Below are 13128 nucleotides of genomic sequence, written 5' to 3' on the forward strand. Positions count from 1 at the left end.
AAATATTTTGTTAGCTGGTTTAGTGGAATATTGATTCTACTTCTTCTTCAATCTCGGCTTCGTTTACGATGGTCAAAATTCCATCCACCATTTCAATGTTTCTAGAAACCGCATCATATAACTCACCCTTCTCGATGGTCAATATTAGACATTCGGTATCTGTGGTCAATGAATAAGGACATACATCAGAACTTAAAATTAATTTATGTCCAATAATATCTCTTTGTTCAAGTTTTCTGGTATCTCCATTTTCGTAAGATACGGTAAGCTTTCCTTTCACTATTATATAAACGGGTGCATCACCAGAATCCCCTTCCTCCAAAATGGTCGTATTCTGTTCGACCATGATTTCTTCAAATCGCTTAGCTAAATCTAATAGGATAACCCCAGGTATTGTCATAAAAGATGGTATTTGCTTCAGCAAAATGGCTCTTTCTATGATCAATAATTTTTGATGGAATTTTTCCTCAGTAGACTTAAACACTGGTGGCACTATGGCCTTATCCAGCTTCTTTTTAACTGAGTTTTTAAGTCGTTTGGTGTGGTACTGATATTGGTCCGGATCCAATTTATAAATTACAGCAGCGGCTGTCTGAACCATGGTGTCATCAGGGTTAAATAGATTAGCTAATAAGTCATCAGTGACTTTCTGCCCTCTCATAAGTGTCAACTTATACATAGCTAAGCATTTCGTCCACTTATTTATATTATTATAATCTCTATTTACAACCTGTAAAAGTAAATCAGCATAGTCTTCAAAACTTTCTGGAGGGTAGAAATTATGAAGCTTCTCAAGTTTATCTTTTGGATCGTCATCGTCCAAAACTGCCGTCAGCTTAGGGCGAAGAATTTCATCAACAAAAATTCCAAGCATTTCGATACCAAAAGACACACTATCTGTGGTGCCTACCTCGATATTGTCTCTTACCAATTTGATACTTTGTGCATCATAAATCATGGCCAACAGCATAAATAGATGCTCATGGTTTCTCTTATTCTCTTCCTCAAAAGCCTGTACAATTAGCTTGTCAAAGAAGTCATCTCTAGGGATCTCCAAAAGAGCTTTAATGTTCCATGTCAAATCGCTAATGGTACTCTCAATGGCCAGCTTAATTCTAGCTGCATGAAAATCCTTTGCCTCAAATCCAATATAACTCAATGAAAGCAATAACTCTGAGATAATATTTTTATCGGGGAAATCGATTTTCTTCCAGAGCATTTCGGTAGCCTGCTTACCACCTACTTTACCAAAAATCTGCATGGTACGAATCATGGTATCCAACTCCTGACCTGTCTTATAAAAAGCCGAGTCAATTGCATGAAACATAGTTTCACCTGAGGAGATAAGTGCTGAATCTGCGGTGTTGCTATAAGCTGGCAAATGTAAATTTTCAATTAAAATCGACCAAAACTCGGGTCTTTTCAATTTGCCCGCACTAACCATGGCTGCTTTGCGTACAGCTGGATTAATATCACGTAGAAGTTCAACCAAAAAAGGAACGAACTTATCATCCTCCAACTTAGCCAAAACTCTGGCCGCGTAGATTCTGTCCTGAATGTCTGTGGAGCGAACGAGTTTCTTGATTCCAATCTCAGTCAACTCATAATCCACCATAGCTTTGAGGCTTTTGATGGTTTCGATACCAACTCGTTTCACTTCATCATCCTCTTCCTTCCTAATTTCCCGTGCTAGTATTTCTAAGGTATTGAAACTTTTGAGCTCACCTAATTTTTGATATGCATATATCCTGATATGCTTGTGTTCAGATCGAATAAAATCCAATAAAGAAAAATCGAGCATAATAGGCTCCATACGCTCAAGCAACTTCAATGCATTTAAAATCCTTTCTGGATTTCTTTTCCTAAACTCACCTTTTATCACATTGACCGTATTATGGTCGTTTCGCGTACCAGAACCTTTTAATTTAGATTTTTGATCCTCTAGCGTCTTCTTCAATTCAATTTTATATTCAGCGTATAGCTTCCCTGCATAAAAAATAATCAAAGCAGCCAGCACCATGATGAAATAAGCATAGTGGATGAGCTTAAAGAAAGACAGTGTACCTAGGGCAATTTGCAAGGCACCAGCAGACAATACAGCTATTTCATTTACAACCCCTTCAATTCTAGACTGGATGTCAAAACGAATCTTAACATCAAATGGAAGAAAGAATAACTTAAAGGCCGGATTTTCAAGTGCATCCTTCAGAGAGGAGGTGAAAACCTTTCCTACTACAAGGAAGATAAAGAAAAACAGGAAGTCATCTGTTTTCACATCATAGACGAAAAGATGACCAGAAAATATTGCACCTAATGTAAAGAGTGCTAAAATCAATGGCATAACCATAAGAGACACACGAAGACCGTATCTACCAATGATAATATCATTGATAAAACTTTGGATGATAAAACTGAGCAGCATGACAACACCATTTGTAAACGACAAAAAGGTTCTGAGCTCTGTTTCATCAGGGTACATGATTTCTGTAGCCGAGAAATAAACAAAATTTGCAAATACCGCCGAGGCCATGGAGAACACCATAAAAATACAAAGCATTCTTAGGTATTTATCTTTTACCAAATCCACATAGGTAATCTTTCTTACTTTGGCATCAGAAGGTCTGATTTTGGTTGCAGAATCCAGGTTGAAATCTTTAACGATTAATATGGAAAATACTAATATCCCAAATCCTGCAATTGTAGAAAGAAGAAGCAAATCATGCGTCTCATTGATCAGTCCTAATGCGGACAATATCGGAATGGAAAAGAAGGCTATCATAGTAGCCACCAATTGTCCAGTATCAATTCCACCAATAATTCTTTTAGCCTGCTTCAAATCCCAAATTCTACCAAACACCCCCCAAAATGAGAGAACTGTGATAGATATCAAGGGCATCATCATCACAAACAGGATGAAGGGTAAATAGTGAAAACCTAAATGATCAGTTTTATAGTCCGTATACCAAAACGCAAATCGGATACCTGCAATAAATAGAAAAACGAGGAGGCCAATAGAAAGTAGAAGCGTTGAAAAATTAACCTTCTTCTGAAACTGCACATACAATCCTGCGCTTATAATACCCAAAACCCCAGACAAGAAAAAAGCTCTTGCCAAGTATTGCTCCCCGACAGTTGAAACAAATAAAGTCTCTCCTCCAACAGTTAAGCTAGCAATTAATACTCCCATGAAAAAGCCTTGGCCAAGCAATAGGAGCATTGGTTTTTCCTCACCAGGTTCGCCTCCAAGAAACGCTAGAAATGATTGTAGCAAAGTTTCGAGTTTATTTAAGTTTATTTAATTTTTTAATATAATTTGAATTCCAGCCTATTCCAAAGGAAATTAGATTTTTCCAAGAAATCACCAGCGTCAAATATAACTTTTTAAAGTTTCAACAAGATGCTCTGTTCACCTCTGTAAAAACCCAACCTTGATCCTGAGCTACCAAATTAAAAACCAAACATAAATAAAATAAACCGTACTATGCAAGCAGATTTACGTGTATCAAGTAAAAGAAATCTCCTATTCAATAGGTATTTATACCTATACTATGATACGTTCAATTTTTCCCTCCTATTGTCCTATTTTAAATTTGGATTATCCTTCGGTTAAATATCTTTTGCAAATCATTTTCTGCCTGCCATAAATCCATTAATTTCGCGCCTAGATAGTTAACCCAAAACTAATTAAACATGCAGCAATATGGATTGATACCAACAACAAATGGTATCGAAACTTCAGGCATCAAAACAGCCAAAAGCATTCACTGGAATCTCACTCCTGCCGAACTTGTAGAGGAGGCCATCAAAAACAACGAAGGGCGTATCACTGATACTGGTGCTTTGATGTGTGATACAGGTAAATTTACTGGTAGATCACCTAAAGATCGTTTCATCGTAGAAGATGCGAAAACGAAAGACACCGTATGGTGGGGCAACGTCAATATCCCTCTTTCGGACGATCAATTTGATAAATTGCATCAGAAAATGATCTCCTTTTTGGAAGATAAAAAGCTCTATGTAAGAGACGCTTACGCTGGTGCTGACAAGACTTACAGGTTGAACTTACGAGTAATCAACACTTTAGCCTGGCAAAATCTATTTTGCAATAACATGTTTCTCAGACCAGAGCAATATAAGCTAAAAGAGTTTGATCCAAATTTCACTATTATCTGTGCACCTGAATTTGAGGCTGATCCAGAAACTGATGGTACACGCCAAAAAAACTTTGCCGTAATAAATTTGACCAAACGCATTATCCTCATTGGTGGTACAGCGTATGCGGGTGAAATGAAGAAGGGTATTTTCTCAGTACTCAATTATATCCTTCCGCAGGAAAGAGGTGTACTTTCCATGCATTGTTCTGCAAACATTGGTAAAGAAGATCATGATACAGCTATTTTCTTTGGTCTCTCTGGAACAGGGAAAACCACTTTATCGGCTGATCCCAACAGGGGATTGATTGGTGATGACGAACACGGCTGGACAGAAGACAATGTGTTTAACTTTGAAGGTGGGTGCTATGCCAAGGTAATAGACCTCACTAGAGAAAAAGAGCCTGAAATATTTGACGCCATAAAGTTTGGGGCTATCGTAGAAAACACCAGGTTTCATGAGAATACAAACACGGTAGATTACGAAAATGTATCCGTAACTGAAAATACGAGAACCGCCTACCCGATTAACCATATATCTAATGCTGTAGTGCCTTCAATTGGCGGCATACCTAAGAATATTTTCTTTTTAACCTGTGATGCGTTTGGTGTAATTCCGCCAGTTTCCAAAATGACCAAAGGTCAGGCGATGTACCACTTCATCTCTGGCTATACTGCCAAAGTCGCTGGCACGGAGGCAGGAATTACTGAGCCACAAACGGCATTTAGTGCTTGTTTTGGTGCTCCATTCCTACCACTGCATCCTACTAAATATGCGGAGATGCTAGGTGAGAAAATGGAAAAATATGACGTGAATGTATGGCTAATTAACACAGGTTGGACAGGTGGGCCGTACGGTGTTGGGTCTAGGATGAAACTCAAATACACCAGAGCAATGATTACAGCTGCTCTCAATGGAACACTTGACAATGTTGGTTTCAGAACGCACTCTATTTTTGGTGTTCAAATTCCATTGACTTGTCCAGAAGTACCGTCAGAAGTACTAAGCCCCAGAGAAACCTGGAAAAACGATCAGGGATACTACAAAAAGGCTAATGACTTGGCTAGACAATTTGTCGAGAATTTCAAAAAATACAGTGACTTTGCAAATGATGAGATCATGTCAGGAGAACCTGTTCCAAATCCAAAATATGATTGATTAAGATCAAGAAATTGATATTTATTAAAGCTCTTCAAATAGAAGAGCTTTTTTTATACCCTATAAAAGCATCCCAACAATAGTAGCGGAAAGTAAAGAAGCTAAAGTCCCACCTAACAAAGCTCTTAAACCTAGCTCAGAAAGCAGAACGCGCTTAGATGGAGCCAAACCGCCAATACCTCCAATTTGAATGCCTATGGAGGCAAAATTGGCAAACCCACAAAGCATATACGTAGACATAATAATGGATCTGGTGCTGGCAAAAGCTCCCTCTCCTTTCAAACGAGCAAGGCTTTCATATCCAACGAATTCACTGGCAATCAGTTTTTCACCCAACAATCTACCCACAAGGGTAATATCTTCTGATGCAACCCCAATCAGCCACATGATTGGCGCAAAAGCATAACCAAAAATGAATTCAAAACTCAGACGGGAATAACTCCCATCAGTGGCATTTGATATTAGTTCATTTAAACCTAGTAGATTTCCTATTTCCCCTAAACCAAAATTGATCATGGCCAGAAAAGCGAAAAATACAAGAAGCATAGCGCCAATGTTCAATGCCAACTTTAAGCCTTCAGTAGTTCCATTGGACATGGCATCCAACAGGTTGCTACCAACATTGACATTGCTTACCTCTACCTTTTCATTGATGTTCTCTGTTTGCGGTATTAGTACTTTCGAAATGACTACAGCACCTGGTGCCGCCATAATGGATGCTGCCAGCAGGTGCTTGGCAAAAATCAAGCGTTGCACAGGATCATCTCCTCCAAGAAACCCAATATAAGCGGCCAGCACCCCTCCAGCCACTGTAGCCATCCCTCCTGTCATCACTAAAAGCATCTCAGACTTATTCATTCGATCCAAGTAGGCCTTTATCATCAATGGTGCTTCTGTCTGACCCAAGAAAATATTTCCTGCCACACTTAAGCTCTCAGCACCACTCAATTTCATTGCTTTGGTCATGAGCCAAGCTAAAGCATAAACCACCCGCTGAATGATTCCCAAATAGAACAACACACTGGTAATGGCAGAAAAGAAGATAACTGTTGGCAAAATTTGCAAGGCAAATACAAATCCATAGGAGTCAATGTCCATAAATCCTCTAAACAAGAACTCGCTCCCAATTTTCGTAAAATCCAATATCTTGGTGAAGATTCTCCCAACCACCTCAAATAGTCCGCGAACAAGTGGGATATGCAAAATCGACAAGGCGAGACCCAACTGAATAAACAAACCAATCCCAACTACTTTCCACGAGATGGCTTTTCTATCTGTGCTAAAAACCCAGGCGATAAATATCAACACGGCCATACCCAATACTCCGCGAACAACAGTCCATACATTGCTTTCAACGTTCTGGTCATTTTCAACAGAAAGTATATTCGATTTTTCCTCTTTGGCTACTTGATATTCATTCTGAAGAGGGTCAGAGGCATTTTCCTCAACTAATTCTAGTGAATCAGTAACCAATAAGACAGAATCAGGTTGACCACACGCTTGGACGTGTGTTTGACTGGCCAATACAGCAATCAAAAAAAGTAACGTTATAAATTTCTTCATTATGGGCACAAAAAAATTCCAGCCGGATTGACTGGAATTGCAATATAATAATTTCTATGGCTTATTGAATAATATCTCTACTGAACCACAATACAACCTTCTCCAGAAAGAAAAAACTCATTCTTTCCAGATTTTGTTAAATCAAGGTTAAACGTTCTGCTCAAAATCTCAAGTACAGACTCTACTGGTTGATTGTCAAACTTAGCTGACATGTGGCAATCGTAAATTTTTTCATTGGATACCACTATCTTCACGCTGTAAACTTCTCTCAGCGTTTCCAATACACTACTAAGTTCTTCATTGTTGAATTCAATGAGTTTAGTTTTCCAAGCCAGGTAGTTATAATTTTCAATTGTAGATTTTTCAAATACTCCTGCATGCTCTACTAGTCTCCCAACCTCTCCAGCTATCAATTCTATTTTTTCAGATGGCCTACTTTCTTTTTTACTCACTGCTACTCGGCCTGTCTTTACCATTACTTCAGTTAGTGCGTTTTCTGATTCTGTGTTGACCAGAAAGGAAGTTCCTAACACTTCAATTTTAGATTGATCAGTATTTACAATGAATGGTTTGGATTCATCTCTTTTAACATCAAAAAATGCCTTACCCTTCAAAGTCACACTTCTGGTGTCACCAACAAATTTTTCGCTATAAGAAAGAGAAGAATTTTCACTCAACGTAACCACTGAGCCATCAGGCAAAGCAATGATCTCAAGATTATTGAGCGACTCTACCGCCAATTGCTGTGGTGCTTTGACGAAAGCTTCTCTGCCAAAAAACAGCACGCCAATTGCTAAAATAGCTACAGCAGCATATTTGAAATATGTACCTATACTAAAGTTAGCAGACTTGACAACTCCTTCGTGGTCTTCGATTCGGCTCATTATTGTATTCAATGCCCCTTTAGCATCAATTTCTAACTCTGCGCTAAACTTCCATGCCCTATGAAATTCTAAGAACTCTGAAGCATTTGTATCACTCTCACATCTCCACTCTTCTATTTTCTGCTTCTCCTCGGATGTGAGGTTGCCAGAAAAATATTTTACTAACTGCTCTTCCATATTTACGGTTTATATCGCTTTTTTAACAAGTCATATAAATACAACCCCTACTGCTTAGCAAAACAAATTTAAACATCATGGCGAATAATCAAAAGGCATATACTCTGCCACTCTTTCCCATGACCAATAACCATAGGTTGTAACTGCAAATGGTTCATTAAAAAAACCCTTTTCATTTATAGTTACAGAGGGTAAATTAAGTTTAATAAATGATATCTGCCCAGCGCTATTAGATGCGCCTAAAGGCACACCATTCATCAGGATATCTGTTCTATTTGCTAATTTAAGCCGATCCATTATATAAGCCTGACTTTCATATTCTTTAACATAAATTACCATCAAATATTTTGTAAACTTAAGTGAGTTATCAAATGCGTACTGCCCACTATTGGCCGCCAATTTAGCTGGTAGTTCAAATTGAGAAATATTGATTACAGCTGGTAGTTCATCTACTTCATCAATAATATATCCCTCTTTTTTAAGCCTACCATTGGTAAGGGATCTTAAAAAATGCGTCATCGAGCCATTGAAACTTCTTTTCCTATTTTTCAATACTCGTCTATATTCAGCTTTGTTAGCTACTGGTAGTTCCTCAAAATTAGAGATGCCTAATAGTCGGGTGACAGTGGGTGTATGCTCAAATAACTCAAGGATGTAATTGATACGATAGCCTAGTGCCAAATTTTCAATAATCAATGGCTGATCTGCAGTTGCTGCAAGTTCTCCAGTTTCGCGATCGTAATCAATGTCCAATACTTCTGGATTAAGGATATTACACTTACTTGCATTTTGTGTATTTCCGAAAAATTCCTCCTCAAAAATTTTAAATCCACGCTGCCAGTTTTTCTGAGTTTCGCTATTGCTTTTGGCTATTATTTCTATGTCTTCGAGTTGTGTTGTCTTGGGCTCTAGTTTCTGTGGAATATGGACAAACTGCTGATCTCCTTCTAATGTCACAAGCCTATGAGCCAAATTATATACAATGTGCGAAAACACAATTTCGTATCGCCCAGGTGCCAAGCCTTTTATTTCGAAATTGCCGTTAACATCTGTAGAACTACCTTTAAGGTTTCCTGCCACATAGACATTTATTCCAGGTATAGGTTCATTTGTTTGTGAATCCCTCACATTCCCTCTGATATTTACTTTTTCGAAGAAATACTGCGTGGTAGTATTCTTGTCACTCTTAAATAAAATTATTTGACCGTTAATAATTGTGTATTCAACACCTGTTCCTAGTAACAATTGGTGCAAGACCTCTTCTAAATTAGAATCGTTGTAAGCAATAGTAAATCGTTGACGTTCATCAATAATGTCAGAGCTGTACGAAAAAAAAACGTTGGTCTTATAACTTACATAGTTTAATGCGCTGTCTATAGTTACTTCACGTAGGTTAATTTGAAGCTTTTTATTTAAAACTCCTTTTTTTTGTCCATAACTAAGACTGGAAAAGAAAATCAGGCCTACAACCAATGGTAGAGCATTGCTTAACAAATGTGCCAGGCGTCTGATCATTTTATTTTGAGGTGACTATCGTTTAAATTCCTTCAGGCTTTCGCGCAACACACGCAAGGCCTTTCCCATTTGAACTTCAATAGTCTTAATGGACAGCCCCATGTGGTCTGCAATTTCCTGATATTTTAATCCCTCAAATCTACTCAGTTTAAATATTTTTTTGCACTGTGGAGGCAACTCATCTATGGCTTTATAAATTTCGGCTTGAATGTTTTTACCCTCATCTCCTTCATAATTTGCTTCTTCAGCATGCTCCATCTGATCTATGATGTGCTGACGATAAGAATCCCTCACCTTCAAGTGCTTGATGTGGTTCAAGCAAGTATTATGAACTGAGCGGTACAAATAGGATTTGAGAGAAGAGTCCTCTGCTATGGTGTCACATTTTTCCCAAAATTTGACAAATACATCTTGTACGATTTCTTCTGCCTCTTCGTATTCGTCCAAGAATCTAAAAGCGTAATTACAAAGTGCTTTGTAGTATTCATTAAAAACAATTTCGAAGGCCTCCTTTTCCTTATTTATGATTCTCTTAACGAGCAGATTGACCTGATTATCTAACATTCTATAATTTTCCCAAACCCGATAAGCAATGAGTTTATGTTGCAATTTCAAACATAATACATTCTGTACGGATATAAAATTATCGAGATTGGTAATGGTTTTTTTTTGATATTTGACGGAAATAAAATTACTAAATATACTGTCTACAGATGAAAATAGTTTTTGAGCGGTCTGAATACCATTTAGATAGACTCAGTGAGTTGCTAACTAAATATCCAAATGCAGCTAAGATCGTCGATTTCATCAATCACTGGCAGCAAAATGCTCGTACCTTTCAATTTCAAACTTCAGGATCTACGGGTACTTCTAAATCTATTGATGTCAGTCGAACCCAAATAGTTGCAAGCGTGCAAGCCACTACTGAGTTTTTGGGATTAAAAAAAAATCAATCTGCACTATTATGCCTTGATCCAAGCTTTGTGGCCTCTCTGATGATGGTTGCCAGATGCCTGGTTAACGACATGAATTTAATCCTTCAAAGACCAAGCTCTACTCCTTTAAAAGAATTTGACTATCCAATTGATTTCGCCTCATTTGTCCCTGTACAGATTTATAAAATGATCGAAGATGGAACTATTGGACATTTGGCTAAAATTCAAAACATATTAATAGGCGGAGCACCATTATCATCCATGGCTTTTGAAACATTGGCCAAAATAGACACCAACATTTATGCAACTTATGGCATGACAGAAACGGTCAGTCATGTTGCATTGATGCCAGTAAAAGGCGAATATAAAAATGCTCAATATGAGGTTTTGCCAGGAATCACTTTAAATCAAGACGCTGAAGAATGTCTGGGCATACTTGGCACAGTAACCAATCATGAGTGGCTTCAAACCAATGACATTGTGAAACTTACTGATTCTAATAAGTTTCAATGGCTGGGTCGTAGAGATCATGTCATTAATTCTGGCGGCATCAAAATACATCCAGAACAGCTGGAAAAATTTATTGAAGGCTATATCTTCACTGATTTTATCATTAGTTGGAAACCCAATGATCAACTGGGAAGTGAGTGTATGATCATCGCAGAAAGCTGTCAGGTAGAAAAGAAAGTATTGGATCAAATTCAAAGCATTGTCACTCAGAATTTTTCAAAATATCACGCGCCTAAATCAGCGCTGTTTATTGACGAATTTATACGAACGGATTCTGGAAAAGTAAAGCGAGAAGCAACACGTAGAAAAGCACTTGACCTATCTTAATCGCTTGAACATAGTTCTCAAACCATCAAGAGTCAGATTCACATCCACTGCATCAAAAAGGTCATGAAGTGGTTTAAATATGAAGGATAATCCTCCAGTAGCAATAACCTGAGGGCTCCCGCCCATTTCCGCTTTTATCTGGCTTACCATGTGGCGAACCAGCCCGACATAACCTTGCATAATCCCAGACTGCAAAGCCTCCACAGTATTATTCCCTAAAACCTTGGATGGGATTTCTAATGGAATTTCGGGTAGTCGTGCCGTATTTGATGACAATGATTTCATAGCCGTCCGCACACCTGGCGCAATGGCTACACCAAGTATTTGTCCCTTATCATTTACACTCGTAAAAGTCAGAGCCGTCCCAAAATCAACGACAATTACACTTTGCTGAAAACGCTCAAAAGCACCAACAGCATTTGCTGCCAGGTCAGATCCTAACTCGTAAGGATTGATAGACCCTAATTCGAGTCGTTTGAGTAATTCGCCATCTACTACAGTGATGTCTCCTTCATAAAACTGATCGAATACTTCCAAAATCACTGGTGTAAGATCAGGCACCACGCTGCTCAATATCACTTGACGGATGGTAGGTACAGGCACGTCTGCTTCCAAAAGAAATACTCTCAAACGTTTCTCGTACTCTGCCGCTTCCATTTCCAGATTGCTGGGCACTCTAAAGATATGTTTCCACTCCTGATCATAGAAACCTACCACTACATCTGTATTCCCTATGTCTATGGCAATAGTCATGCTTTTGTTTTTACCACTACCTTACCCGTTGATTTGCCACTCTGAAACAACTTAATGGCGTCATGCATCTGATCAAATTCGAAAGTCCGGCCAACCATGGGCTTGCCCAAATCAAGCCTAGCCATATCCTTCAGGAGATCATCCATCACATCCACTTTTTCATACAGCCAAATCAAGTTGAAACCCATCACAGAACGATTCTCCTGAATCATCTGCTGCGGATCTATTTTAGGTCTCGTGAGAAATTTCCAAAGGAGTTTGAAGTAATTTGGTTTAGACCCAGGTGAAGCAAACTGTGAAGCGCCAACAACAACCATTCTGCCTTGTGGTGCGAGTAGATTATACCCAGCTTTAAATATCTCACCGCCTATCGTTTCAATAATAAGATTCAGTTCACGTCCGCCCAGTACTTTTTCCAGATCCTTACCAAAGTTTTTGCTACGAACAATTTTACCATCAAAACCTTCAGTTTCCAAGACATTCATTTTCTTGTCGCTACCAATTGTACCAATCGTAAAGGCCTCGTAGCACTTAGCAATGCGATTGGACATGATGCCAACACCACCCGCTCCACTATGGATCAAAACGGTATGATGCTTTTCTAAACCACCAAGGTTAACCAAAGCATAGTAGGCTGTCATGCCTTGCACCAAATATGCCGCCCCTTCCTCAAAAGACCAACCCTCAGCCAAAGGCACAATATGTCGGTCGTCAATATTGAGATGACTGGCATAACCACCAAATCGGGTCACACCCATGATTCGATCACCCACTTTGTAGTTGGATACTTCTGCTCCTGCTTTCGTTATTACACCAGAAAATTCCAGGCCTGGCACAAAACTACCTTTTGGAGTGGCGCTGTAAAGGCCATGTATAGCAAAGACATCAGCAAAGTTCAATCCTATGGCGTGCACCTCCACTTGCACTTCATTGGTTTTTGGTTCTTCAAGTGATTCTGTGACTAATTTCAGGTTTGAAGTGGAGCCGACTTTGTCGATTCGATAGGCTTGTCTTTCCATGTTTGGTATTCGTTTTAAAGAAAGTCAAAGATTGGGAAATTATATGAGGGCATTACAAGAAGGAGGAATTTTTGTAATCTATTTATACTCAGAAGATATCGTTACAAAATAATCGCAATTATCTAGTTGGTCACA

At 38.6% G+C, this 13128-nt stretch carries 9 protein-coding genes; 2 read left to right on the plus strand and 7 right to left on the minus strand.

Annotation, left to right across the window (positions count from 1 at the left end; all coding sequences use genetic code 11):
- Window positions 1–19 precede the first annotated feature (19 nt).
- Window positions 20–3271, minus strand: coding sequence for a HEAT repeat domain-containing protein (locus tag B9A58_RS17755; RefSeq protein WP_084374218.1), 3252 nt, complete (start codon window positions 3269–3271; stop codon window positions 20–22).
- Between the two features lie 419 nt (window positions 3272–3690).
- On the opposite strand from B9A58_RS17755, the gene pckA reads away from it, so the two are divergent.
- The gene (gene pckA, locus B9A58_RS17760) at window positions 3691–5310 is read left to right on the plus strand and encodes a phosphoenolpyruvate carboxykinase (ATP) (RefSeq protein WP_084374219.1); all 1620 of its coding nucleotides are present in this window, start codon (window positions 3691–3693) and stop codon (window positions 5308–5310) included.
- A gap of 60 nt (window positions 5311–5370) precedes the next feature.
- Here pckA and B9A58_RS17765 read toward each other — a convergent pair whose 3' ends face one another.
- The 4 genes from B9A58_RS17765 to B9A58_RS17780 form a co-directional block, all read right to left on the minus strand.
- Entirely contained in the window at window positions 5371–6873 is a 1503-nt protein-coding gene (locus tag B9A58_RS17765) for a NupC/NupG family nucleoside CNT transporter (protein WP_084374220.1), read from the minus strand.
- Between the two features lie 77 nt (window positions 6874–6950).
- Window positions 6951–7934 (minus strand): FecR family protein, encoded by a 984-nt coding sequence (locus B9A58_RS17770; RefSeq protein WP_084374221.1) that lies wholly within the window; start codon window positions 7932–7934, stop codon window positions 6951–6953.
- 75 nt (window positions 7935–8009) lie between these two features.
- Window positions 8010–9449, minus strand: coding sequence for a carboxypeptidase-like regulatory domain-containing protein (locus tag B9A58_RS17775; protein ID WP_084374222.1), 1440 nt, complete (start codon window positions 9447–9449; stop codon window positions 8010–8012).
- A gap of 15 nt (window positions 9450–9464) precedes the next feature.
- A complete protein-coding gene (locus tag B9A58_RS17780) occupies window positions 9465–10064 on the minus strand; it encodes an RNA polymerase sigma-70 factor (RefSeq protein ID WP_245827107.1) in 600 nt (199 codons plus the stop codon).
- 98 nt (window positions 10065–10162) lie between these two features.
- Here B9A58_RS17780 and B9A58_RS17785 point away from each other — a divergent pair, with 98 nt between their 5' ends.
- The gene (locus tag B9A58_RS17785) at window positions 10163–11221 is read left to right on the plus strand and encodes an AMP-binding protein (RefSeq protein ID WP_084374223.1); all 1059 of its coding nucleotides are present in this window, start codon (window positions 10163–10165) and stop codon (window positions 11219–11221) included.
- On the opposite strand, the gene B9A58_RS17790 is transcribed toward B9A58_RS17785, so the two are convergent.
- Together B9A58_RS17790 and B9A58_RS17795 are read right to left on the minus strand one after the other, a co-directional pair.
- A complete protein-coding gene (locus B9A58_RS17790) occupies window positions 11213–11974 on the minus strand; it encodes a type III pantothenate kinase (protein ID WP_084374224.1) in 762 nt (253 codons plus the stop codon). The two genes, B9A58_RS17785 and B9A58_RS17790, sit on opposite strands and share 9 nt — an antisense overlap.
- Complete coding sequence (locus B9A58_RS17795) at window positions 11971–12993, minus strand: zinc-binding dehydrogenase (protein ID WP_084374225.1); 1023 nt, start codon at window positions 12991–12993, stop codon at window positions 11971–11973. The genes B9A58_RS17790 and B9A58_RS17795 overlap by 4 nt, the downstream gene beginning before the upstream one ends.
- Between the last annotated feature and the right edge of the window lie 135 nt (window positions 12994–13128).

Source organism: Reichenbachiella faecimaris (assembly GCF_900176375.1).
GTDB classification, from domain to species: Bacteria; Bacteroidota; Bacteroidia; order Cytophagales; family Cyclobacteriaceae; genus Reichenbachiella; species Reichenbachiella faecimaris.

Coding starts and splice junctions, on each gene's coding strand:
- pckA (WP_084374219.1), top strand. CDS start 3,691: ATGCAGCAATATGGATTGATACCAACAACAAATGGTATCGAAACTTCA.
- B9A58_RS17790 (WP_084374224.1), bottom strand. CDS start 11,974: ATGACTATTGCCATAGACATAGGGAATACAGATGTAGTGGTAGGTTTC.
- B9A58_RS17765 (WP_084374220.1), bottom strand. CDS start 6,873: ATGAAGAAATTTATAACGTTACTTTTTTTGATTGCTGTATTGGCCAGT.
- B9A58_RS17770 (WP_084374221.1), bottom strand. CDS start 7,934: ATGGAAGAGCAGTTAGTAAAATATTTTTCTGGCAACCTCACATCCGAG.
- B9A58_RS17795 (WP_084374225.1), bottom strand. CDS start 12,993: ATGGAAAGACAAGCCTATCGAATCGACAAAGTCGGCTCCACTTCAAAC.
- B9A58_RS17775 (WP_084374222.1), bottom strand. CDS start 9,449: ATGATCAGACGCCTGGCACATTTGTTAAGCAATGCTCTACCATTGGTT.
- B9A58_RS17785 (WP_084374223.1), top strand. CDS start 10,163: ATGAAAATAGTTTTTGAGCGGTCTGAATACCATTTAGATAGACTCAGT.